The organism is Pseudomonas silensiensis, from assembly GCF_050434865.1.
GTDB classification, from domain to species: Bacteria; Pseudomonadota; Gammaproteobacteria; order Pseudomonadales; family Pseudomonadaceae; genus Aquipseudomonas; species Aquipseudomonas fluorescens_W.
This window is the reverse complement of record NZ_JBNDJH010000033.1, coordinates 39,192-61,307: the sequence shown is the minus strand read 5'-3', so window position 1 is coordinate 61,307 and position 22,116 is coordinate 39,192. Positions and strand designations below refer to the sequence as shown.

The following is a 22,116-nucleotide window of genomic DNA, read 5'->3' as shown; positions in this document are numbered from 1 at the left end:
CCTGTCCGCAGTGACCGTTTTTATCCCTTCAAGGAAAACACCTGATGAACGACACAGAATCCAAAAAAGTAGCTGAAGTGCCGGAATCGTCCGGCCTCAGCCGCCGCGGTTTCCTCGGCACCAGCGCGGTGACCGGCGCGGTACTGGCTGGCGCCACGGCCCTTGGTGGCGCGGTGTTCACCCGTGAGACCTGGGCGGCAGCGGCCAAGGACGCGCAACTGAAAACCCACGTCGGGCCGGGCGAACTGGACCAGTACTACGGTTTCTGGAGTGGCGGCCATCAGGGTGAAGTGCGGATCATGGGCATTCCGTCGATGCGCGAGTTGCTGCGTGTTCCGGTGTTCAACGTCGACTCCGCCACCGGATGGGGCCTGACCAACGAAAGCAAACGGATCATGGGCGACAGCGCGCATTTCCGGAATGGCGACTGCCACCACCCGCATTTGTCGATGACTGATGGCAAGTACGACGGCAAATACCTGTTCATCAATGACAAGGCCAACAGCCGGGTTGCGCGTATCCGTCTGGACATCATGAAGTGCGACAAGATGCTCACCGTGCCCAATGTGCAGGCCGTTCACGGGCTGCGCCTGCAAAAAGTGCCGCACACCAAGTACGTATTCGCCAACGCCGAATTCGTCATCCCGCACCCCAATGACGGCAGCACTTTCGACCTGCAAGACAAGAACAGCTACACGATGTTCAACGCCATCGATGCCGAGAAAATGGAGATGGCCTTCCAGGTCATCGTCGACGGTAACCTGGACAACACCGATGCCGACTACACCGGCAAATATGCCGCTTCGACCTGCTACAACTCGGAGAAGGCCTACGACCTGGGCGGCATGATGCGCAATGAGCGCGACTGGGTGGTGGTGTTCAACATCGAGCGCATCGAAGCGGCGATCAAGGCCGGCAAATTCATCACCCTGGATGGCTCGAAAGTGCCGGTGGTCGACGGTCGAAAAACCGAGGGCAAGGACAGCACATTCACCCGTTACATCCCGGTGCCGAAGAACCCCCACGGGATCAATATGACGCCCGATGGCAAGTACTTCATTGCCGCCGGCAAACTCTCGCCTACCTGCACGATCATCGCCACCGCCAAGCTGGATGATCTGTTCGACGACAAACTCAAGGACCCGCGTGACGCGGTGGTCGGCGAGCCGGAACTGGGTCTGGGTCCGCTGCACACCACTTACGACGGCCGCGGCAATGCCTACACCACGCTGTTTATCGACAGCCAGGTGGTGAAATGGAACGTGGAGGAGGCCGTTCGCGCTTACACCGGCGAGAAGGTCAACTACATCAAGCAGAAACTCGATGTGCAGTACCAACCGGGCCACAACCATGCATCGCTGACCGAAACCCGCGAGGCCGACGGCCAATGGCTGATGGTCCTGAGCAAATTCTCCAAAGACCGCTTCCTGCCGACCGGCCCGCTGCACCCGGAAAACGATCAGTTGATCGACATCTCCGGCGAGGAAATGAAACTGGTGCACGACGGCCCGGCCTTCGCTGAACCCCACGACTGCGTCATGGCCCGCCGCGACCAGATCAAGACCAAGAAAATCTGGGACCGCAACGACCCGTTTTTCGCCGAAACCGTGGCGATCGCCGCCAAGGACGGGATCAAACTGGAGACCGACAACAAGGTCATCCGCGACGGCAACAAAGTGCGCGTCTACATGACCTCGATGGCCCCGGCCTACGGCCTGCCGGAGTTCACCGTCAAACAGGGCAACGAGGTCACGGTGACCATCACCAACATCGACCAGATTGAAGACGTGACCCACGGCTTCGTGATGACCAACCATGGCGTGAGCATGGAGATCAGCCCGCAGCAGACCTCATCGATCACCTTCATCGCCGACAAGGCTGGCCTGCATTGGTACTACTGCAGCTGGTTCTGCCATGCGCTGCACATGGAAATGGTCGGCCGCATGAAGGTCGAGAAGGCCTGACCGTTGCCCATCGACAGGAGCCAAGCAATGACTGATAGCAAGGGAAACCCGGTAAAGGTCATTGCGTTTGCGCTCCTGCTGATGTCCGGCAGCGCGCTGGCGGTGCAACCCATCACCACGTTGCCGTTGACGGTGGACGCCGAGCAACGCTGGCACCTGCCGGCGGGGGAATACCGTGGCTCGTTCAGCGTCGATCAGCCGATGCAAATTGTCTGCGAGCCGGGCGCGGTATTTCAGGGCGAGGGGCAGGGCAACGGCTTGATCATCGGTGCGCCGGATGTCGGCATCGAGGGCTGCACCTTTCTGGACTGGGGGCACGACCTCACGGCCATGAATGCAGCGGTGTTTATCCAGCCCAAGGCCCATGGCGCGGTCATTAAAGGCAATCGCCTGCAGGGTATGGGCTTCGGAATCTGGGTCGACGGTACGCAGGATGTGAGCCTGATCGACAACCGCATCCAGGGTGATCCGACGATGCGCTCGCAAGATCGCGGCAACGGCATTCATCTGTATGCGGTGCACGGCGCCAAGGTGATTGGCAACCAGGTCCGCGACACCCGCGATGGCATCTACATCGACACCTCCAACGGCAACCTGCTGCAGGGCAACACCCTGGAAGACCTGCGCTACGGCGTGCATTACATGTTCGCCAACGATAACCAGTTGATCGGCAACACCACCCGACGCACCCGTACCGGATACGCCTTGATGCAAAGCCGCAAGCTCACGGTGATCGGCAATCGCTCCGAACAGGATCAGAACTACGGGATCCTGATGAACTACATCACCTATTCAACCTTGCGTGACAACTTCGTCACTGACGTGCGCGACGGCTCGACCGGCGACACCATGATCAGCGGCGCCGAGGGCAAGGCGCTGTTCATCTACAACTCGCTGTTCAACAGCATTGAACACAACCACTTCGAGCACAGCGCCGTGGGGATCCATCTCACCGCCGGCTCGGAAGACAACCGCATCGCCGACAACGCGTTTGTCGGCAACCAGCGGCAGGTCAAGTACGTCGCCACCCGCCTGCAGGAATGGTCGGCGGATGGCCGGGGTAATTACTGGAGCGATTACCTGGGCTGGGACCGTAACAACGATGGCCTCGGCGATATCGCCTATGAACCCAATGACAACGTCGACCGTTTGCTGTGGCTGTACCCGCAGGTGCGGCTGTTGATGAACAGCCCAGGGATCGAGTTGCTGCGTTGGGTGCAACGGGCCTTTCCGGTGATGAAATCGCCGGGGGTGCTGGACAGCCATCCACTGATGAAGTCATCCACTCAAACCCTGACCCAGGAGCCCACCTCATGAACGTCATCGACATTGAAGGCGTCAGCCAGCGCTATGGGCATACCACCGTGTTGCATCAGCTCAACCTCAGCCTGGCGGAAGGTGAAGTGCTGGGTTTGTTCGGGCACAACGGTGCGGGCAAGACCACCAGCATGAAACTGGTGCTTGGCCTGCTCCAGCCCAGCGAAGGGCAGGTCAGGGTGTTCGGCCGTTTGCCCAGCGATCCCCACGTGCGGCGCCTGCTCGGGTATCTGCCGGAGAACGTGACGTTTTACCCGCAACTGAGCGGTGTTGAGACCTTGCGCCATTTCGCACGACTCAAAGGCGCCGCGTCCGCTCAAGTGGACGCACTGCTGGAGGAAGTCGGCCTGGCCGGTGTGGCGCATCGGCGGGTCAAGACCTACTCCAAAGGCATGCGTCAACGATTGGGGCTGGCGCAAGCACTGCTCGGTGAGCCGCGTTTGTTGCTGCTAGACGAGCCGACCGTCGGCCTCGATCCCATCGCCACCCAGGACCTTTATCGCTTGCTAGATCGCCTGCGCAGCCAGGGCACCAGCATCATTCTCTGCTCCCACGTATTGCCGGGCGTCGAAGCGCACATCAATCGTGCAGCGATTCTGACCCAAGGTCGCCTGCTGGCCCTCGGCAGTCTCCACAGTCTGCGTGAGGAAGCCGGGTTGCCGACGCTGATTCGCGCCAACGGCCTCAAGCACGCCGGGCCCTTGCAGCAACGCTGGAACAACGCCGGGCACGTTACCGAGCGCTGGGGCGTCGAAGGGCTTGAAGTGGCCGCGATCAATGGCAGCAAGCTCGGACTGTTGCGCCAACTGCTCAATGAAGACGAACCGGCCGACGTGGAAATCCATCAGCCGTCGCTGGAAGACATTTACCGCTACTACATGAGCCGGGCCGGTGCGGCGCCGATCGGGGAGGCCGTATGAACGCTGTCTGGAACATGGCCCGCAAGGAATTCAGCGACGGTTTGCGCAATCGCTGGTTGTTGGCGATCAGTGTGCTGTTCGCGGTGTTGGCCATCGGCATCGCCTGGCTGGGCGCCGCGGCCTCCGGGCAGTTGGGTTTCACCTCGGTGCCGGCCACCATCGCCAGCCTCGCCAGTCTGGCAACGTTTTTGATGCCGTTGATTGCGTTGCTGTTGGCCTATGACGCCATCGTCGGCGAGGACGAAAGCGGCACGTTGCTGTTGTTGCTGACGTACCCGTTGGGTCGCGGGCAGATTCTGCTCGGCAAGTTTGTCGGCCACGGGTTGATCCTGGCGCTGGCGACACTGATTGGTTTCGGCTGCGCGATGCTGGCCATCGCCGTGCTGGTGGACGATGTCGAACTGAGCTTGCTGCTCTGGGCTTTTGGCCGGTTCATGGCGTCGTCGACGCTGCTGGGCTGGGGGTTTCTGGGGCTGGCCTATGTGCTGAGCAGTGTGTCCGCTGAGAAGTCCACGGCGGCTGGGCTGGCGCTGGGCGTGTGGTTCTTCTTCGTGCTGGTGTTCGACCTGGCACTGCTGGCGCTGTTGGTGCTCAGCGAAGGGCAGTTCAACCCGAAAGTGCTGCCCTGGTTGCTGCTGCTCAATCCGGCCGACATCTACCGCCTGATCAACCTCTCCGGTTTTGAGCCCGGCGCCGGTACCACGGGTGTGTTGACGCTGGGCAGCGATTTACCGATGCCGGGTTCGATGCTCTGGCTGTGCCTGTTGCTGTGGGTGGTGGTGCCATTGGGCTCGGCCTGGCTGTTGTTTCGTCGCCGGGCGACATGAATTTCCACTTTGATAGTTTTGGAGCAGTTGACGATGAACACCTTTTATCTGACGACGATGCGCGCGGTGGCGGGCCTGATGATGTGCCTGTTGCTGACGGCCTGTGACAACCCGGCGCAAGCCACCTATAGCAGCGCCGCCACAGCCTTTCATCCCAGTGATGAATGCCATGTCTGCGGGATGATCATCAACGGATTTCCCGGGCCCAAGGGCGAAGTGGTCGAACGGGCCGGGGTCAAGAAATTCTGCTCTACGGCGGAAATGATCGGTTGGTGGTTGCAGCCGGAAAATCATCAAGGCGATGCAAAACTGTATGTCCACGACATGGGCCGCAGCCCTTGGAACGCGCCGGATGACGCCCACCTGATCGATGCCAGAGACGCGTTCTATGTGGTCGGCACCCAACTCAAAGGCGCCATGGGTGTGGTGCTGGCGTCGTTCTCCAGTCGCGAGGCTGCTGAAAAGCTTGCCGCTGAACAGGGTGGTCGCTTGCTGCGCTTCAGCGAGATCACTCCGGCGCTGTTGCAACAGCACTAACAACGTCGAAAAAATCTGATCGCCGTCAAGTCGTTTTTTCTTCTCCTGTTCAAAGATAGGGGCTCGCTATGTCCCCAGTGCTTGGCATCCGTGATGCCCAGGAGTGAATGATGAAAACCGAGTTTCAGGATCGTTTGGCGGTGGTCACGGGTGCCAGCTCCGGGATTGGCCTGGCGCTGTGCGCCGCGTTGTTACCACGCGGGGTCAAGGTGCTGGCGATGTCACGGACCTTGGGTGAACTGCCGGCGTTGCAGCAGATCTACGGCGAGCGATTGCAGTGGTTTGCCGGGGATGTCACGAGTCAGCAAGACCTGCGCGAGCTGGCCGAGCGCGCGGCGGCGATGGGCCCGGTGGATTATCTGGTGCCCAATGCGGGGATTGCCGAAATGGCTGACAGCCTGGATATGCAGGCCTTTCAGCGTCAGTGGGCGGTCAACGGTGCCGGGGCGTTGAATACGCTGGCGGCGTTGCGGGGTGAACTGGCGAACCCTGCTTCGGTGGTGTTTGTCGGGAGTTTCCTGACGGGGTCGAGCTTCCCCGGGTTGGCTGCGTGCATTGCCAGTAAGGCTGCGCTGGCGGCTCAGGCGCGGACGCTGGCGGTGGAGTTTGCGAGTTTTGATGTGCGGATCAATCTGGTTTCTCCGGGACCGACAGCGACTTCGATGTGGGACAACCTGGGGTTGAGCGAGGGGGAGCTCGGCGACGTTGCGGACACCCTTGGTAAACGTCTGTTGCCCGGTCATTTTCTCGATGCGGCGGCGGTGGCCAATGTGATTGTTTTTCAGTTGTCGCAGGGGGCTCGGGGTGTCTATGGTCAGGACTGGAAGGTCGATAACGGTTACACGTTGGGCTGAATTTTTACGTTTGGAGTACATATCCGTTGCTGCGGTAACGGCTGGTATTGGTTCCGCCCTTACGGCGGGTCACTTGGAAGAGCGCCAAGTAACCAAACGCTTTTGCCCCTGACGTACGGTGCCTCGCCCAGGCTCGGCATGCCCTCGCTCCGGTCCTGCTCCGTGGGCCCGCCGCCATCGGCCATCCATGGCCGGGGGCGGCTAACCCGGCATCCATGCCGGGTTGCCCACTGCGCAGAACCTGCGCTCGGCCTTCCGACGGGGCAGATCGAGATCACAAGCCAAAGCCAAAGCCAAAGCAAAGCAACAGGTCCCGCCGGGAACGATCATCACACCTTGAGCTGAAGCCACTACGCAGTCTGTAGCCGCTGCCGAAGGCTGCGTTCGGCTGCGCAGCAGTCGTGAATCCTGCCTCCTCGGTAAACCTGACACACCGCAGCGTCTGATTTTGCGTCTGCTTCGCAGCCGAACGCAGCCTTCGGCAGCTGCTACAGGGATGTGCGTCAGGGCAGGAGACTTAGTGCGAAGTCCCCTCGGCAAACTCAATCTTGTTCCCCACGTTGTACTTGCCCGAAGGCTTGTTCATCGGAATGCGTTTGATCTCCTTGAGGGTGTTGCTGTCGTAGACGATCAGCGCACCGTCGGTGTCCCAAATGCTCAGCAGCAAGTAACGGCCATCCCGGGTGAACTCAACATGAGCGGCGGTTTTGCCGGGCATCGGACGCAAGGTGTGGGCAATCTCCAGCGTCTGTTTGTCGATCAGGTGGATCGCATCGTTGTCGGGCCCGAAGAACACGTCGCTCCAGGCATACCGCGAATTGACGTGACTGCGCATGAAGAAACCCGGCCCCAGGGTCGGGATTTCCTTGATCAGTTTCCAGGTCTTGAAGTCGATGACCGAGATCAGCCCCTTGCTGATATTCGGTGTGGCGAACACCCACTCACCGTTGCGTTTCCAGTAGGTCCCCGAACCTAAATGCGGCATGCCCGGCAGCGGTATGTCGGTGATTACCTTGCCGCTGTCGAGGTCGATCACCTGACCGCCCTGGGCTTTGCGCGACGTGGCCAGCAGCTGTTTGTAGTCCGGTGAAAAAGAGAAGTCATCGAGAACATCCCCGGCAGGAATCCGCCGTGGTTCGAAATCCGGTGTGCCGGCCCAGGACAGTTCCCAGACTTCCTTCACGTCCTTGAGCGCCACGATGAAGCTGTCGCGCGGCGGGGCGGAGTAGACCGCGCTGACCCGTGACGCGGTGCCGTCCTGCCCGATCGTGGGAATGGTTTTGACCAGCGACAGATCGCGGGCATCGAGCACCACCACATTGCCGGGCAAATAGTTGCCCACCAGCACCCAGCGTCCATCCTTGCTCACCGCCAGGTTGCGGGTGTTGAGACCGGCGCGGACCTCGGCGATCAGTTTCAGGTTGTGCAAGTCATACAGGCTGATCCAGCCGTCACGGGAGGCGAAGTAGACGAAGCGCCCATCCGGCGAGAACTTCGGCCCGCCGTGCACGGCAAAGTGCGAAGCAAACCGCGCCAGCACCTCAAAGCGGTCACCGTCGAGGATGTCGATGTGATGGTCGCCGGCTTCCACCACCACGAACAGGTTCAACGGGTCGGCGCCATGCTGGGGCGTGGTGGGCAGCTTGCTGAGGTCCGCGAGCATCGAGTGACTGCCGAGAATGTCGTCATTGCTCCAGGTGGGCGGGGTGGCGGGCGGTTGCTGAAGGTAGTCCACCAGCGCGTCGATCTGCGCGGGGCTGAAGACGTTGGCATAGCCGGCCATCTGGCTCGCGGGGCGGCCGTTCTGAATCACGCTGCGGATTTCATTGGGTTTGATCCGGCTGAGACTCTCCGGCAACAACGCCGGGCCCGCGCCGCCGAACCGATTGGCGCCATGGCAGCGCTGGCAATGCTGCTGATAGTTTTGCGCGGCGTGTTCAGGCGCCGGAACCGCTGCGCCGGCCTGGGCCGCACTGATCCATAACAGGTGGGCAAGGACGATGCGCCTCATATCGCCACCTTGGCGTGGCGTTGCAGTGCTTGCGCCGGGTAAAGCCGTGCCGGGTATTCCAGCTGTTCTGCAGCGAACAGATCGACCACCGTGCCGATCACCGTCAGTGTCGGAATGCCCGGTGGACAATCCAGCGCCAGGGTTGGTAATTGGTGCAGCTTGCCGCGGGCGACGTGCTGGTCGGGACGCGTGCCGTTGCTGATCAGCGCCGCCGGCGTATCGGCTGACAGTCCGGCTTCGATCAAGCGCTGAGCGATGATCCCCAGGTTCGACAAGCCCATGTAAAACACCAAGGTCTGGCTACTGTCGGCAAGGCTGCTCCAGGGCAGCGACAACTCGCCATCGCGTTGCAAATGGCCAGTGATAAACCGGCAGGAATTGACCAGGTCGCGGTGGGTCAACGGTATGCCCGCGTAAGCGCTGCAGCCGGACGCGGCGGTGATCCCCGGTACTACCTGGCAATCAACACCGCGTTGCAGCAGGTATTCCAGCTCTTCGGCGCCGCGACCAAAAATGAATGGGTCGCCGCCCTTGAGCCGGACCACGCGCTGCCCTTGATCGGCGAGGTCGGCCAGCAGTTCGTTGATCTGTTCCTGGGGCAGGCTGTGGCAGCCGCTGGCCTTGCCGACGTAATGGCGGGCGCAGGTGAGGGGGATCAAGGTCAGCAGTTCGGGGCTGATCAGCCGGTCGTACACCACGGCGTCGGCCTGCATCAACAGGCTCCAGGCGCGCAGGGTCAGCAGGCGTGGATCGCCGGGGCCGGCGCCGACCAAGGCAACTTCGCCCGGCCGGAACGGGGACTCAAGTGTGGCCGGTATAGCAATCGATGGAGGCATGGGACGTCCTTGGTGCTTCATCAGGTTGACCGGCCCCAGCCTTTGTCAGGTGGTTGGCCGTGCGGACTATTCAGTGGGTGATGCAAGGGATGGTCGTTGACGGCGCGACACCGATTTCGTCATCGCTGAGGTGGCAGCCGGGGTCCTGGCCCCACAAATCACCCTCGGCCCAGGCGCGGGTGCGGGTGTTGCCGTTGCAGATGGGCAACCAGCGGCATTGCGCGCAACGACCGCCGACGGCGCGGGGATGTTCACGCAAGCGCAACAGCAGGGCATCCGGCTGATCCAGCCACAACGTGCGGAACGGCGTGCGGCGGACATTGCCCACCGAGTGCTGCCACCAGTAGGTGTCCGGATGCACTTCGCCGGTGTTGTCGATGTTGGCAATGCCGCTGCCCGATGCGTTGCCGCCCCAGGCGCGGAGCATTTTTTCCAGGCGAGGGTAATGCTCGGGCAGACGAAGGCTTGCCCATTGCAGCAAGAGAATGGCGTCGGCATCGTTGTTGCCGCTGACAAAATCGCTGTCGCGGCCTTGTTGGATGTCTTCCCAGGCGCGCTCGAAGATCAGCGTCATGGCCTCCCGGCTCATCTGCTGGTGCGCATCGAGTTTGCGACTGCGTTTGCCGCGACCGCTGTAGTTGAGGTGCGACAGGTAAAACTTTTGCACGTCGTACTCGCGCATCAGCGCCAGCAGTTGGGGCAACTGTGGGTGGTTTTCCTGGGTCAGGGTGGTGCGCAGCCCGACGCGAATGCCCTGTTCGCGACAGAGCCGGATCGCCTGCATGGAACGGCCGAAGCTGCCCTTGAGTTGGCGGAAGGCGTCATGGGTGGCTTCCAGGCCATCGATGCTGATCCCGACGTAGTCGAAGTTCGCTGCGCTGATCTGCGCGATGTTCTGCTCATCGATCAGCGTGCCGTTGGTGGACAAGGCGACAAAGAAACCCTTGGTCCGGGCGTAGGCGCTGAGCACAAACAAGTCCTCGCGCAACAGCGGTTCGCCACCGGAGAGAATCAACACCTTGACGCCGGCATCGTGCAGATCGTCGATCACGGTCAGCGCCGCGGCCGTATCCAGTTCGTCGCGAAAGACACTGTCGGCCGAGGTGGCGTAGCAGTGTTTGCAGGTCAGGTTGCAGCGCCTGAGCAGGTTCCAGATCACCACCGGCGCCCGATTGCTGCCCGGAGGACTGGTTCTGGGGGCAGGCGCCTGGCCGGCCAGCGCACGCAGGTATTGGCTGATCCTCAACATGTAACTCTCCTTCAGTCAGAGCGTGTTCAGCGCGAAGCCATAGGCATACGCAAGCCTGATGCCCGTAGCAGCTGTCGAGCTTGCGAGGCTGCGTTCGGCTGCGAAGCAGTCGTGAAATCAGGCGATACGGTGTTTCAGATAAATCTCGCACACAGGTTTTACGACTGCTGCGCAGCCGAACGCAGCCTCGCAAGCTCGACAGCTGCTACAAGGGGGGCGTTGAACTGGCCGGCTTTAAACGCAATCCGGTTTTTTTCAGGATGCGGCTGCTCACCAGCATTTCGTCGGCCCCACAGGCGTCGCCCAGCAAGTAGCGCAGGTGCTCGCGGTAGCTGTTGATTTCATCGCTGCTGCGGCCATGCACCATGGCGAACAGGTTGTAGCGCCAGTCGTTTCGGCGCGGGCGGCGATAGCAGTGGCTGACGAAGGGTTGCGCGCCGATCAGTGCGCCGAGACGCGGCATGTCGGTGTCGCGCACATCCCAGACCGTCATGCCGTTGTGGCGATAGCCCAGTCGGTAGTGATTGGGCACAGCGGCGATCCGCCGAATCGCGCCCTCGGCTTGCAAGCGCTTGAGCAGATCGAGGGTGGCTTCGATGTTCAGCCCCAGCTGTTCGGCGAGCCACGCCCACGGGTCGTCCAGCAAAGGCAGACCGGCCTGGGTCAACACGATCAGGCGCTGGATAAGGGTGTCTTCAGGCCGGGAAATACAGACCGACATGGTAGGTCTCCTCTTTGGGCAGGTTGAGCAGCGGCAGGCCGGTCAGGGTTTCGATGCGGTGCAGGGCTTCGCTCAGGTCATGCTCAGTTGCGCAGGCGAGTACGAACCACATGTTCCAGGCGTGCTCGCGTCGATAGTTGTGCGCCACTTCAGGCATGCCTTGCAGTTGCTCGGCGACCTCTTCAAAACGGTCTTCCGGGACCGCCAGCGCGGCGAGGGTGAAGGCGCCGCCCAGGCGTTCGATGTCAAACATCGGGCCGAAGCGCGTGAGCATTCCGTCATCGAGCAGGGTATGCAGTCGGCCGAGTAGTTCAGTGCTACTGGTCTCCAGTTCGGCCGCCAATACCCGCCAAGGGTGACGCACCAGCGGCATGCCCAGTTGCAAGCGGTTGATCAGGCGACGGTCGAGGTCATCCATGGGTCGGTGCTCCTGTGCGCGAGGGCGCAAAGCGTCCGCCGCACTGCTTGAAGACCTGGGTGCTGAACAGCAATTGATGGGGCAGGTCGCTCAGCAGATGTTCTTCCAGCAACGCCTGGATCTGCGCCTCCACCTGTTCACGTTGACGCCCGTGCACCATGCAAAACAGGTTGTACCGCCACTGCGGCAATCGCCGGGGTCGTTGATAGCAGAGGTTAATGCCGGGCGCTCGCCCCAGGCGCTGGCCGACTTCGTCGATCAGCGCATCGGGAATATCCAGCACCAGCATGGCGTTGGCGGTAAAACCCAGCGCGCGATGGTGCAGCACCAGGCCGATACGGCGGAACAGCCCTTGCTCGCTCCACTGGCGCATTTGCTCGAGCACCTGGTTTTCGTCGGTGTTTATCCGTTCGGCGAGTTCCTGATAGGGACGTGCTACCAGCGGCAATCCGCCTTCGAGGTGCCGGCGCAGCGCCAGCGCTTGTTGGGGGCTCAATCCAGATGTCATGAGTTGTCTCCCAGGGCAAAACCGAGGTCGATGCGGTAGGCGGTCAACATCGGCAGGTCCAGCGGCATGAGACCGGTGTCGTTCTCCAGTTCCTTGAGCACACGATCGATGTGTTGGCGATCAGGAGCGGTCAGCACAAACCAGAGGTTGTAGAAATGCTCCCGCGCGTAATTGTGATTAACCTCCGGGTACTGACTGACGCGATCGGCCACCTGTTGCAGGCGGTCGGCGGGCACGGCGAGGGCGGCGAGGGTGCTGGCCCCGGCGCGGCTGTGTTCGAACACCGGGCCGATGCGTGAGAGGGTGCCGGCCTGATCCATTTCTTCCAGGCAGGCCATTACTTGCGATTCGCGGCACCCGAGAATCCGCGCCATCTCCTTGTACGGTGACGGGCACAACGGCATGCCGTGCTGGAAGCGGTCGATGAGTTGGCGGCTGAGCTGCTCAAGGTTCATTTCAATACCCCATTTTCTGCGCGCGACTGCTGAAGAAGATGCCGCTCGGCGCGGAGGCTGGCAGGGTGCTCAGCAGCTTCAGGCGGTACGGATCCCAGACTTGAACCTGATCGCCGTCGCGTAACGACAGCCACAACTGGTCGCCGCGTGCGGTGAATTCCATGTGCAGCACCGCCAGCCCCGGCTTCAGATCCGCGACCACGGCATGGGTTTCGGTGTCGATGACCTGAACCCGATCATTGTCCGGGTAGGCGAAATTGACCCATAGCTGCCGACCGTCCGGACGCGAGGTGACGAACACCGGTTGACCGGCCACCGGGATCACAGCGGTCTGCTGCCAAGTGCGCGAGTCCATCACCAGCACTTGATGACGGCCGACAGCGGGCACGAAGGCCTGGTTGTCGGCGACGGCCCAGCCTTCCAGGTGCGGCATCTTGTAGACCGGGAGTTTCGCCTGGCCGCGTCCGTAATCGCCGAGTACCCGCTGCACACCACGCTCCGGATGCCAGAGGTCGAGTTGCGCCATGCCGTCTTCACCAAACAGGCCGGCCATGTAATAGCGCCCATCGGGCGTTATCAGGGCGTCGTAGGGTTGCTCACCGATGCCGGTGAAACGGTTGATCTGCGGTGTGCTGCCCTGACTGAAATCGGCGGTCCAGATCTCGCCGGTATCGAACAGACTGAAGACAAAACGTTGCCCCGGCGCGTCAACCAGACCGACCACCCGGGAGCGCTTGCTGCCATCGGCCAGGGATGTGGCCGGAATATCGGCCACCTGTTGCAAGGTGTCGGCATCGAACACCTTGACCCCGCCGGGCACGTAGTTCGACACCGCGATCAACTTGCCGTCCTGACTAATGGCGCCACCAATGCTGTTGCCGCCCTGGATGACGCGATGATCGATACGCCGGGTCAGCAAATCGATTTTGCTCAACCCGCCGTCGCGCCCGAACACATAGGCGTAGCGCTGATCCCGCGAGAACACCACTGAGGCATGGGACAGGTCGCCTAAACCCTTGAGTCGGGCCAGCGCGGTGTGGGTGTCGCTTTCGATGATTTGTACGCTACCGGTGGCGCGCTCCACGACCACGCCCAAGTCGCCGGTGCCACGCAACGGTGGCTGAACGCAAGCGGACAACAGCAGCCCGGTCGCCGCTGACAGCAGGAATGAACGGATCATAGTGCGGGATATCCCTGGAGAAGAAGATCGACCAGCCAATGGATGTCGTCGGGGCTGAGCAACGGGGCCCAACCGGGCATCGCGGTGCCGGGCCGGCCTTGGGTGACGGTGGCAATCAGGCTGTCCCGTGACTTGCCGGCCAGCGCTGCGCGCGTCAGTTCCGGGCCCAGCCCGCCGGTCAGGTGCAGCCCATGGCAGGCGCCGCAGTCCTGGGTCAGCAGGTGTTCGAGTTGCACCTGACGCGGGGCGTCAGGTGCCGCAACCGCAGTTGCGCAAATGAGGAGGAGGGCCGCCAGAATCACAGCGTGTCGATAAACCATCATGGCGCCCTCCAGTCGGTTATTTGAGTGTCAGTACCCAGGTCGCGAGAATTTTCGCTTCTTCTTCAGTCACCGGGTTGGCCGGCATTGGCATCGGGCCCCAATTGCCTTGTGTGCCGTTCTTGATGTGGCCGGCCAGGGTGTCCACGGCCCCAGGTACGCCAGCGTTCTTGGCCGCTACATCCTTGAGCGCCGGGCCGACAATCTTGGTGTCGACGGAGTGGCAGGCTGCGCAGGGTTTGCTCTTGAACAGCTCCAGCGCGTCTTGGGCCATGGCCGGCTGCACACTCAGCGCAGCGGTCAGGGCGAACAGTGAGAACAGAGTATTTTTCATGGTGTTTCCTTGCATTGATGGAGCTCAATAGATGTCGTGTTGGGTGTTGTAGACATTGAACTTCCCGGTGGGTGTGATCAGTCGTTTGTCCTTGATGACTGACTTGAGCTTCAGTGTTTTGTCGTCGATCACCACCAGCGCCGATTCGTCGGCCTGACCACTCCAGACGGAGAACCAGACTTCATCGCCGGCCTTGTTGTATTCCGGCTGCACAACGCGCATGGCGCCTTGCTTGATGCCGGCGTATTCAGCGATGGGCAGCACGGTGTAGCCGGCGTCGAGCTTGTCGATGTCGAACACCGCCACCGACTGGCTGAGCTTGGCGTCCGGGTTGAGGGTGGTGTCGACGTACAGGTGATGAGACTTGGGATGGGTTTTGATAAACAGCGAACCGCCGCCCTGGCCCTTGAGCGAGCCGACCTGCTTCCAGGCGTATTGCGGGTGTTTGGTCGGGTCGGTGCCGATCAGCGAGATGCCGTCATCACCCAGGTGGCTGGTGGCCCAGACCGGGCCGTAGATCGGGTGATTGAAGTTGGCGCCGCGACCTGGGTGAGGGGTTTTGCCGACGTCCACCAGCGCGGTCAACTTGCGCTCCTTGGAGTCGATCACGGCGACCTTGTTGGAGTTGTTGGCGGCGGTCATGAAGTAGCGGTGCGTGCTGTCCCAACCGCCGTCATGCAGGAAGGGCGCGGCGTCGATGTAGGTGACAGTGAGGTTTTTGATGTCCTGGTAGTTGACCAGCATGACCTTGCCGGTTTCCTTGACGTTGACGATGAACTCCGGCCATTCGTGGGAGGCGATGATCGCCGCGACCCGTGGTTCCGGGTGATATTCCTGCTTGTCGACGGTCATGCCGCGGGTCGAAACGATCTGCTTCGGCTCCAGGGTTTCGCCATCCATGATGGTGAATTGTGGCGGCCAATAAGAACCTGCGATGGTGTATTTGTCTTCGTAGCCTTTGAACTTGGAGGTCTCGACCGAGCGCGCCTCGATGCCCACTTTGACTTCGGCGACCTTGGTCGGCTCCACCGGCCACAGGTCGATCATGTCGATCCGCGCGTCTCGACCAATCACCAGCAGATAGCGGCCCGAAGCCGAGATCCGCGAGATGTGCACGGCATAACCGGTCTCGATCAGCTTGACGATCTTCTTGCTGTCACCGTCGATCAGGGCAATCTTGCCGTCATCGCGCAACGTCACCGAAAACAGGTTCGGCAGGTTGAGTTTGCTCAGTTGCTTCTTCGGACGGTCCTCGGGTTTGACCAGTACTTTCCAGGTTTTCAGCGTCTCGGCCATGCCCCATTCCGGTGGCGTCGGCGGCGTGTGCTGAATGAACTTGGCCATTGACGTGATCTGATCCTTGGTCAGCGCATTGGAGGTCCCCCAGTTCGGCATGCCCGCTGGTGAGCCGTAGGTAATCAAGGCCTCCAGATACGGTTGTCCGCGGCTCTGGGTGATGTCCTGTGTCAACGGTTTGCCGGTCGCGCCTTTGCGCAGAACACCGTGGCAGCCTGCGCAGCGCTGGAAGTAGATTTCCTTGGATGAGTCGAACTCGTCCTGGCTCATGTCGGGAGCGCCGGCGGTTTTGACCATGGGCGGGATGGCCGCGGCGGCGGGCTCTTCAGCGCTGGCGGCATGACTCACCGCCAGGGCCAGTGACGAACACAATGTGGCGAGGGTCAGGGCAAACGTTTTTCTGTTGCTGATCAGCATTCCATTTCTCCTCAGGCAAGACCTTTGCGATGTGCTGAAACGGCAGCGCAGAACGCAGGTTCTTAGTGCCGTGCAAGGCTATGCCCGAGCAGGCCAATGTTCGCTTGACGACGATCAAGTTTGCCGGCCATCTCACTTGCCAGGTTGTCGCAGGGGCCCGTAGCGTGTTCCTTGAATCCGCTTTTGGAACAGGCACCCCATGGACCGTACCCAGTCTTGCGAACACCCGATCGAACCCTTCTACCAACCGCTGAATAATGAGGAAGCGCTGTTCGAACAAGCCTGGCGACACGGCATGCCGGTACTGATCAAAGGCCCGACGGGGTGCGGCAAGACCCGTTTCGTCCAGCACATGGCCCATCGGCTGAAACTGCCGCTGTACACCGTGGCTTGCCATGACGACCTGAGCGCGGCCGACCTGATCGGCCGTCACCTGATCGGTGCCCAGGGCACCTGGTGGCAGGACGGACCGCTGACCCGTGCGGTGCGTGAAGGCGGCATCTGTTACCTCGACGAAGTGGTCGAGGCGCGTCAGGACACAGTGGTGGTGTTGCATCCACTGGCTGATGATCGTCGGGAGTTGTTCCTGGAACGCACCGGCGAAGTGCTGAAGGCGCCGCCGTCCTTCATGCTGGTGGTGTCCTACAACCCCGGCTACCAGAACCTGCTCAAGGGCATGAAACCCAGCACCCGCCAACGCTTTGTGGCGATGCGCTTCGGCTATCCGCCGGTGGCCGATGAGGAGCGCATCGTTGCCCGGGAGGCTCAGGTGGACAGCGCGCTGGCGGCGCAAGTGGTGCGGCTGGGGCAGGCGCTGCGCCGGCTCGATCAACATGACCTGGAGGAGGTCGCCTCAACGCGACTGCTGATTTTTACCGCGCGGATGATCGGCTCCGGCATGAGCCCGCGTGAGGCCTGCATGGCCTGCCTGGCCGAACCGCTGAGCGACGATCCGCTGACCGTTGCCGCGCTGATGGACGTGGTTGATGTCCACTTCGGCTGAGTCCCCGGGCGTCTCGAAACGTCATTTGCCGGGCGATCTGGCGATGTGGTTTTTCATTCTGGCCGAGCTGTCGGTGTTCGCCATCCTGATCCTGACATTCGCCATGACCCAGGCGCTCAAGCCGCAGATGTTCAGCGAAAGCCGTCTGTTGCTGAACACCTCCACCGGGTTGGCGATGACCCTGAGCCTGCTCACCGCGGGGCTGTTCGCCGCGCTGGCGCAGGAGCAGGTCAGGCGCTCACGGTCCCGCCATGGCGCCGTCTTCCTGCTGATGGCGTTGCTCGCCGCCAGTGTCTACGTGGTGCTGAAAGTCACGGAATACCGGCACTTGCTGGCCTCGGGGCTGGGCATGGAGCACAACACGTTTTTCACGTTGTACTGGATTCTCACCGGTTTTCATTTTCTCCACGTAGTGCTCGGCATGGTCATTCTCGGATGGCTGGCCGAGCGCTGTCGCCGTGGCCTGTATGACGCCAATACGTGCAGCGGGTTTGAATCCGGCGTGTTGTATTGGCACATGGTCGATCTGATCTGGGTCATGCTGTTTCCGCTGGTCTACGTGCTGAGTTGACGAGGTTCTCATGACTGTTCCCAGGGTTTTGCTCGTCTGTTGGGCAGCGCTTGCGACGCTAAGCGTCTGCACCGTGGTGCTGGCCCACGTTGGCGCGACATCGCTGCTGTCGATTGCCATCTTGCTGGTGGCAGTCGGCAAGGCCTGGCTGATCACCGATGGCTTCATGGAGATGCGCCACGCACCGCGACTGTGGCGCCGCTTGATGTTGAGCTGGGCGCTGGTGGTGGCGAGCGTTGTGGGGCTGACGCTGATTTTGTTCCGTTAACCGATCCCTGTAGCAGCAGGCGAAGCCTGCGTTCGGCTCGGTCCGCGCTCGGGCGCAGCAGTCGTAAATCCTGCCACCTTGGTCAATCTGAAACACCGCGGCGTCTGACTTCACGACTGCTGCGCAGCCGAACGCAGGCTTTGCCAGCTGCTACACGGACCGAGTTTGGCTTACGTGGAATACCCGACCCAAACCATCTGCCTTTCTTGATCGCCATCAAGCAGGTTTTGACCCTTCGCTTCCTATGATGGACGGGCCTAGCAAAGAGGAAGCGACCATGTCAGACACCTTCACCAAAGGCATGGCCAGGAACATCTACTTCGGGGGAAGCATCTTCTTCTTCCTGATATTCCTGGCTTTGACCTATCACACGGAACAGACCTTTCCAGAGCGCAGCAATGAAGCGCAGCTAACCGAATCAGTGGTGCGCGGCAAGTTGGTCTGGGAGCAAAACAATTGCATCGGCTGCCACACGCTGTTGGGCGAGGGCGCCTACTTCGCGCCTGAGCTGGGCAACGTGTTCCAGCGGCGCGGCGGAGAGGCGGGCTTCAAACCCTTCCTGCATGCCTGGATGAAAATGCAGCCACTGGGCGTACCGGGTCGGCGCGCGATGCCTCAGTTCAAGTTGAGTGACCAGGAGGTGGATGACATCGCCGAGTTCCTCAAATGGAGCTCGAAAATCAACACCAATGGCTGGCCGCCAAACAAGGAGGGCTAAGAGATGAGCATTGCAAATCCGCATCTGAAATTCGCCTCGCAATCTGTGGCCAAACCGTACTTCGTGTTTGCTCTGATCCTGTTTCTCGGTCAGATAGTGTTCGGTTTGATCATGGGCCTGCAATACGTGATCGGAGACTTTCTGTTCCCGATCATCCCCTTCAACGTGGCGCGGATGGTGCACACCAACCTGCTGATCGTCTGGATATTGTTCGGCTTCATGGGGGCTGCCTACTACCTGATTCCGGAAGAGGCCGACCGCGAGCTGCACAGTCCGAAGCTGGCGATCATCCTGTTCTGGGTATTCGCCGCCGCTGGCGTGCTGACGATCCTCGGTTACCTGCTGGTGCCTTATGCCGGCCTGGCCAGGCTGACCCACAACGAGCTGCTGCCGACCATGGGTCGGGAGTTCCTGGAGCAGCCGACCATCTCCAAGATGGGCATTGTGGTGGTCTGCCTGGGCTTTCTCTACAACATCGGCATGACCTTGCTCAAAGGGCGCAAGACCACCGTCAGTATGGTCATGATGACCGGGCTGATCGGGCTTGCGGTGTTCTTCCTGTTCTCCTTCTACAACCCCGGCAACCTCGCCCGCGACAAGTTCTACTGGTGGTGGGTGGTGCATCTTTGGGTAGAAGGCGTGTGGGAACTGATCATGGGTTCGATGCTGGCCTTCGTCCTGATCAAGATCACCGGTGTGGACCGGGAGGTCGTGGAGAAATGGCTCTACGTGATCATCGCCATGGCGCTGATAACGGGGATCATCGGTACCGGTCACCACTTCTTCTGGATTGGTGCACCTGAGGTCTGGTTGTGGGTGGGTTCAATCTTCTCGGCACTCGAGCCGCTACCCTTCCTGGCGATGGTGATATTCGCCTTCAGCATGGTCAAGAACCGTCGGCGGGACCACCCGAACCGCGCGGCCACGCTGTGGGCCAAGGGCACCACGGTCACCGCTTTCTTCGGCGCTGGCGTCTGGGGCTTCCTGCATACCCTGGCACCGGTCAACTTCTACACCCATGGTTCGCAGTTGACGGCGGCTCACGGTCACCTGGCCTTCTACGGTGCCTACGCGATGATCGTGATGACCTTGATCAGCTATGCCATGCCGAAACTGCGCGGGCTCGGCGAAGCAGCGGACGAGCGTTCGCAGCAACTCGAGATCTGGGGCTTCTGGTTGATGACCCTGTCGATGGTCATGATCACGCTGCTGCTCACCGCTGCCGGTGCCGTGCAGATCTACCTGCAACGCTGGCCGGTGGATGGCGTCGCGTTACCGTTCATGGCCACGGTCGAACATCTGCAAGTGCTGTTCTGGGCCCGTCTGGGCGCCGGTCTCGGTTTCTTCGCAGGGCTGCTCTGCTACCTGTCCAGCTTCAAGCGGCGGGTGCCAGTGGGGATGACTGCAACTGCCGCATCCGCTGTTCGTTCGTGAGTCAATAACCACCTGAAGGAGGACGGCCCGGCTGGTACAGCGGGCCGTTTCACATTGGTTTTCAGAGGAAAAAAACCATGGCCTTTACCGTCGAACTGGAAGAGTGGGTCGGCAGTGTCTGGCATCGCTTTATCACCCGGCGCGCCAGCCCGGACTTTCCCGAGGCCCGGGTCGAACTGATCCACCAGCAGCGACCGCTGGCGTTGTTGTTTCGCGCCATGGGTGGCGCCAATGGCGTCGGTGTCGAAGCCGCCAGCGACCGCGATCTGCTGTTGCGACGCAACGTGCTGCAGCAGATCGCCGGCACCTGCAAGCAAGTGCCCTTGGCGTGGTGTGACGAGACGAATCTTCGTCTGCCGTCGAGCCTCGCGGTGTTTCCTGAAGTCGCGCTGAACGAGGAACTCTATCGTTGGCTCGCGTTGCTGGCGGCTCAGGCCGGCCAGATGCGACATTGGGGGCGGGACAATCAACGCTGGACGCAACAGCTGTTGCGGCGCTATCCCGCGTTGCGTAGCCGGTACAAACGTTTGGTCGATGCCCATCTGCAATTGCGCCCGGATCCGGCAACATTGAACCCCGGCGAAGCAGCGCTGGAACGAGCGTTATGTCAGGCGTTGCGCGAGCCCGGCAGCGTCGAACACTTTCCCCGCAGCGAACGGGCGGCCTGGCCGTTGCCGCTGTGGTTGTACCCGCCGCAAAACCTCGCGAGCCCGCAGGCGGCCGACCTCGGTGACGAGTCGGAAGAGTCGCTGACGACCCCACCCGGTGAGCAGAAAGGTGGAAGCAAACGCGCCAAGCGGATCGATGAAGGCACCCGCGACGGTGGGTTGCTGATCGTGCGCCTGGAGAACCTGTTCAGTTGGACCGAACACGTCGACCTGGATCGCTGGTCAGACGACAGCGAAAACCCTGACGCAGCCAGAGTCGCCGAAGACCTGGACGAGTTGAGTTTGTCGCGCACCCGTCTGCGCAAGGGCGGTGGCCTCAAGCTGCACCTGGATTTGCCGCCAGCCGATGTCGACGATATTCCCCTGGGCGAAGGCATCAAGTTGCCGGAGTGGGACTATCGCAAACAGCAAATGCAGGACGCCTTCGTCAATCTGCAAATGATGGTGCCCCGCGACTGTGAAGCGCAGCCACTGCCGTCACGGCTGAAGGCCCCGGCGCACCGCCTGCGCCGCCAGTTCGAGCACCTGCGCAATGATCGCCAATGGTTACGCCAGCAACCTCAAGGGTCTGAACTGGACATGCAGGCCTGGCTGGATTTTCACGTCGAACGCGAGCATGGCCAGTGTGCGGAGCGGGGTCTGTTCATGGAACAACGGCAGACGCGCCGCGACCTCGCTTGCCTGTTGCTGGCCGACGTGTCGATGTCCACCGACGCGCATTTAAACGATGAGCACCGGGTGATTGATGTGATCCGCGACAGCCTGCTGCTGTTCGGCGAAACCCTGTCGGTGCTGGGTGATGATTTCGCCTTGTACGGGTTTTCCTCGCTGCGTCGTCATCAAGTGCGGATGCAGGAACTCAAGTCCTTCACCCAACGCTATGACGACAACACCCGCGGTCGCATTCAAGGGCTCAAACCGGGTTATTACACGCGCATGGGCGCCGCCATTCGCCACGCCACCCAACTGCTGGGCAAGAGCAAACGCCGCAGCAAACTGTTGCTGCTGCTGACGGATGGCAAACCGAATGATCTGGATCTGTATGAGGGCCGCTACGGTGTTGAAGACACCCGCGAGGCGGTGCTGGAGGCACGGCGTCAAGGGTTGACGCCGTTCTGTATCACGATTGACCGCGAGGCCGGGGATTACCTGCCTTACATGTTCGGCGCCAATGGCTACACCTTGATCCGCCAGCCCGAGCAATTACCCCTGCGCTTGCCGCAGTTGTATCGGCAGCTGACCCAGCCGTGATCTCCTTGGCGAACTGCATCCCTGTAGCAGCTGCCGAGC

General features: G+C 61.3%; 23 protein-coding genes. 12 read left to right on the top strand and 11 right to left on the bottom strand.

The window, feature by feature from the left end; all coding sequences use genetic code 11:
- Positions 1–41 precede the first annotated feature (41 nt).
- The 6 genes from nosZ to QF010_RS31270 all read left to right on the top strand — a co-directional run bounded on the left by nosZ (position 42) and on the right by QF010_RS31270 (position 6,419).
- Positions 42–1,964: a TAT-dependent nitrous-oxide reductase gene (gene nosZ / locus QF010_RS31295; RefSeq protein WP_419866213.1), complete on the top strand. Its 1,923-nt coding sequence runs from the start codon at positions 42–44 to the stop codon at positions 1,962–1,964.
- Between the two features lie 27 nt (positions 1,965–1,991).
- Positions 1,992–3,281 carry a nitrous oxide reductase family maturation protein NosD gene (locus tag QF010_RS31290; protein WP_429534609.1) on the top strand — a complete coding sequence of 430 codons (1,290 nt, stop codon included), beginning with the start codon at positions 1,992–1,994 and terminating at the stop codon, positions 3,279–3,281.
- Positions 3,278–4,201, top strand: coding sequence for an ABC transporter ATP-binding protein (locus tag QF010_RS31285; protein ID WP_429509695.1), 924 nt, complete (start codon positions 3,278–3,280; stop codon positions 4,199–4,201). The genes QF010_RS31290 and QF010_RS31285 overlap by 4 nt, the downstream gene beginning before the upstream one ends.
- Positions 4,198–5,028, top strand: a complete 831-nt coding sequence (locus QF010_RS31280; RefSeq protein WP_429534608.1) for an ABC transporter permease — start codon at positions 4,198–4,200, stop codon at positions 5,026–5,028. The genes QF010_RS31285 and QF010_RS31280 overlap by 4 nt, the downstream gene beginning before the upstream one ends.
- Positions 5,029–5,061: 33 nt before the next feature.
- A complete protein-coding gene (locus QF010_RS31275; RefSeq protein ID WP_429534607.1) occupies positions 5,062–5,565 on the top strand; it encodes a nitrous oxide reductase accessory protein NosL in 504 nt (167 codons plus the stop codon).
- A 110-nt stretch (positions 5,566–5,675) separates the two neighbouring features.
- Positions 5,676–6,419: an SDR family NAD(P)-dependent oxidoreductase gene (locus QF010_RS31270; protein ID WP_429534606.1), complete on the top strand. Its 744-nt coding sequence runs from the start codon at positions 5,676–5,678 to the stop codon at positions 6,417–6,419.
- A gap of 517 nt (positions 6,420–6,936) precedes the next feature.
- Here QF010_RS31270 and QF010_RS31265 read toward each other — a convergent pair.
- The 11 genes from QF010_RS31265 to QF010_RS31215 form a co-directional block, all read right to left on the bottom strand.
- Entirely contained in the window at positions 6,937–8,430 is a 1,494-nt protein-coding gene (locus QF010_RS31265; protein ID WP_429534605.1) for a cytochrome D1 domain-containing protein, read from the bottom strand.
- Complete coding sequence (cobA, locus tag QF010_RS31260) at positions 8,427–9,266, bottom strand: uroporphyrinogen-III C-methyltransferase (RefSeq protein ID WP_033062177.1); 840 nt, start codon at positions 9,264–9,266, stop codon at positions 8,427–8,429. Before cobA ends, QF010_RS31265 begins: the two co-directional genes overlap by 4 nt.
- Positions 9,267–9,336: 70 nt before the next feature.
- Positions 9,337–10,515: a heme d1 biosynthesis radical SAM protein NirJ gene (gene nirJ / locus QF010_RS31255; RefSeq protein WP_429534604.1), complete on the bottom strand. Its 1,179-nt coding sequence runs from the start codon at positions 10,513–10,515 to the stop codon at positions 9,337–9,339.
- 205 nt (positions 10,516–10,720) lie between these two features.
- Entirely contained in the window at positions 10,721–11,236 is a 516-nt protein-coding gene (gene ahbB, locus QF010_RS31250; protein WP_033062180.1) for a siroheme decarboxylase subunit beta, read from the bottom strand.
- The gene (locus QF010_RS31245; RefSeq protein ID WP_033062181.1) at positions 11,211–11,654 is read right to left on the bottom strand and encodes an Lrp/AsnC family transcriptional regulator; all 444 of its coding nucleotides are present in this window, start codon (positions 11,652–11,654) and stop codon (positions 11,211–11,213) included. Before QF010_RS31245 ends, ahbB (QF010_RS31250) begins: the two co-directional genes overlap by 26 nt.
- On the bottom strand, positions 11,647–12,162 hold the full coding sequence (ahbB, locus tag QF010_RS31240; protein WP_033062182.1) for a siroheme decarboxylase subunit beta: 516 nt from the start codon (positions 12,160–12,162) through the stop codon (positions 11,647–11,649). The genes QF010_RS31245 and ahbB (QF010_RS31240) overlap by 8 nt, the downstream gene beginning before the upstream one ends.
- Positions 12,159–12,617: an Lrp/AsnC family transcriptional regulator gene (locus QF010_RS31235; protein ID WP_033062184.1), complete on the bottom strand. Its 459-nt coding sequence runs from the start codon at positions 12,615–12,617 to the stop codon at positions 12,159–12,161. The genes ahbB (QF010_RS31240) and QF010_RS31235 overlap by 4 nt, the downstream gene beginning before the upstream one ends.
- Position 12,618: 1 nt before the next feature.
- Positions 12,619–13,797, bottom strand: coding sequence for a cytochrome D1 domain-containing protein (locus tag QF010_RS31230; protein WP_429534603.1), 1,179 nt, complete (start codon positions 13,795–13,797; stop codon positions 12,619–12,621).
- Entirely contained in the window at positions 13,794–14,120 is a 327-nt protein-coding gene (locus tag QF010_RS31225) for a c-type cytochrome (protein ID WP_429534602.1), read from the bottom strand. Before QF010_RS31225 ends, QF010_RS31230 begins: the two co-directional genes overlap by 4 nt.
- Before the next feature lie 16 nt (positions 14,121–14,136).
- The gene (locus QF010_RS31220) at positions 14,137–14,451 is read right to left on the bottom strand and encodes a c-type cytochrome (protein WP_033062188.1); all 315 of its coding nucleotides are present in this window, start codon (positions 14,449–14,451) and stop codon (positions 14,137–14,139) included.
- Between the two features lie 24 nt (positions 14,452–14,475).
- A complete protein-coding gene (locus QF010_RS31215) occupies positions 14,476–16,164 on the bottom strand; it encodes a nitrite reductase (RefSeq protein ID WP_033062189.1) in 1,689 nt (562 codons plus the stop codon).
- 199 nt (positions 16,165–16,363) lie between these two features.
- Between QF010_RS31215 and QF010_RS31210 the strand changes: the two genes are divergently transcribed.
- From QF010_RS31210 to QF010_RS31185, 6 genes are all read left to right on the top strand, one after another.
- Positions 16,364–17,167: a CbbQ/NirQ/NorQ/GpvN family protein gene (locus QF010_RS31210; RefSeq protein ID WP_046052673.1), complete on the top strand. Its 804-nt coding sequence runs from the start codon at positions 16,364–16,366 to the stop codon at positions 17,165–17,167.
- The gene (locus QF010_RS31205) at positions 17,151–17,738 is read left to right on the top strand and encodes a cytochrome c oxidase subunit 3 family protein (protein ID WP_429534601.1); all 588 of its coding nucleotides are present in this window, start codon (positions 17,151–17,153) and stop codon (positions 17,736–17,738) included. Before QF010_RS31210 ends, QF010_RS31205 begins: the two co-directional genes overlap by 17 nt.
- Before the next feature lie 10 nt (positions 17,739–17,748).
- Positions 17,749–18,006: a cytochrome C oxidase subunit IV family protein gene (locus QF010_RS31200; protein WP_429534600.1), complete on the top strand. Its 258-nt coding sequence runs from the start codon at positions 17,749–17,751 to the stop codon at positions 18,004–18,006.
- Between the two features lie 277 nt (positions 18,007–18,283).
- The gene (locus QF010_RS31195; RefSeq protein WP_033062194.1) at positions 18,284–18,724 is read left to right on the top strand and encodes a c-type cytochrome; all 441 of its coding nucleotides are present in this window, start codon (positions 18,284–18,286) and stop codon (positions 18,722–18,724) included.
- Positions 18,725–18,727: 3 nt separating this feature from the next.
- Positions 18,728–20,158 (top strand): cbb3-type cytochrome c oxidase subunit I, encoded by a 1,431-nt coding sequence (locus QF010_RS31190; RefSeq protein ID WP_033062195.1) that lies wholly within the window; start codon positions 18,728–18,730, stop codon positions 20,156–20,158.
- Between the two features lie 77 nt (positions 20,159–20,235).
- Positions 20,236–22,077, top strand: a complete 1,842-nt coding sequence (locus QF010_RS31185; RefSeq protein ID WP_429534599.1) for a nitric oxide reductase activation protein NorD — start codon at positions 20,236–20,238, stop codon at positions 22,075–22,077.
- Positions 22,078–22,116 lie beyond the last annotated feature (39 nt).

Coding starts and splice junctions, on each gene's coding strand:
- QF010_RS31290 (WP_429534609.1), top strand. CDS start 1,992: ATGACTGATAGCAAGGGAAACCCGGTAAAGGTCATTGCGTTTGCGCTC.
- QF010_RS31285 (WP_429509695.1), top strand. CDS start 3,278: ATGAACGTCATCGACATTGAAGGCGTCAGCCAGCGCTATGGGCATACC.
- QF010_RS31280 (WP_429534608.1), top strand. CDS start 4,198: ATGAACGCTGTCTGGAACATGGCCCGCAAGGAATTCAGCGACGGTTTG.
- QF010_RS31275 (WP_429534607.1), top strand. CDS start 5,062: ATGAACACCTTTTATCTGACGACGATGCGCGCGGTGGCGGGCCTGATG.
- QF010_RS31270 (WP_429534606.1), top strand. CDS start 5,676: ATGAAAACCGAGTTTCAGGATCGTTTGGCGGTGGTCACGGGTGCCAGC.
- QF010_RS31265 (WP_429534605.1), bottom strand. CDS start 8,430: ATGAGGCGCATCGTCCTTGCCCACCTGTTATGGATCAGTGCGGCCCAG.
- cobA (WP_033062177.1), bottom strand. CDS start 9,266: ATGCCTCCATCGATTGCTATACCGGCCACACTTGAGTCCCCGTTCCGG.
- nirJ (WP_429534604.1), bottom strand. CDS start 10,515: ATGTTGAGGATCAGCCAATACCTGCGTGCGCTGGCCGGCCAGGCGCCT.
- ahbB (WP_033062180.1), bottom strand. CDS start 11,236: ATGTCGGTCTGTATTTCCCGGCCTGAAGACACCCTTATCCAGCGCCTG.
- QF010_RS31245 (WP_033062181.1), bottom strand. CDS start 11,654: ATGGATGACCTCGACCGTCGCCTGATCAACCGCTTGCAACTGGGCATG.
- ahbB (WP_033062182.1), bottom strand. CDS start 12,162: ATGACATCTGGATTGAGCCCCCAACAAGCGCTGGCGCTGCGCCGGCAC.
- QF010_RS31235 (WP_033062184.1), bottom strand. CDS start 12,617: ATGAACCTTGAGCAGCTCAGCCGCCAACTCATCGACCGCTTCCAGCAC.
- QF010_RS31230 (WP_429534603.1), bottom strand. CDS start 13,797: ATGATCCGTTCATTCCTGCTGTCAGCGGCGACCGGGCTGCTGTTGTCC.
- QF010_RS31225 (WP_429534602.1), bottom strand. CDS start 14,120: ATGATGGTTTATCGACACGCTGTGATTCTGGCGGCCCTCCTCCTCATT.
- QF010_RS31220 (WP_033062188.1), bottom strand. CDS start 14,451: ATGAAAAATACTCTGTTCTCACTGTTCGCCCTGACCGCTGCGCTGAGT.
- QF010_RS31215 (WP_033062189.1), bottom strand. CDS start 16,164: ATGCTGATCAGCAACAGAAAAACGTTTGCCCTGACCCTCGCCACATTG.
- QF010_RS31210 (WP_046052673.1), top strand. CDS start 16,364: ATGGACCGTACCCAGTCTTGCGAACACCCGATCGAACCCTTCTACCAA.
- QF010_RS31205 (WP_429534601.1), top strand. CDS start 17,151: ATGTCCACTTCGGCTGAGTCCCCGGGCGTCTCGAAACGTCATTTGCCG.
- QF010_RS31200 (WP_429534600.1), top strand. CDS start 17,749: ATGACTGTTCCCAGGGTTTTGCTCGTCTGTTGGGCAGCGCTTGCGACG.
- QF010_RS31195 (WP_033062194.1), top strand. CDS start 18,284: ATGTCAGACACCTTCACCAAAGGCATGGCCAGGAACATCTACTTCGGG.
- QF010_RS31190 (WP_033062195.1), top strand. CDS start 18,728: ATGAGCATTGCAAATCCGCATCTGAAATTCGCCTCGCAATCTGTGGCC.
- QF010_RS31185 (WP_429534599.1), top strand. CDS start 20,236: ATGGCCTTTACCGTCGAACTGGAAGAGTGGGTCGGCAGTGTCTGGCAT.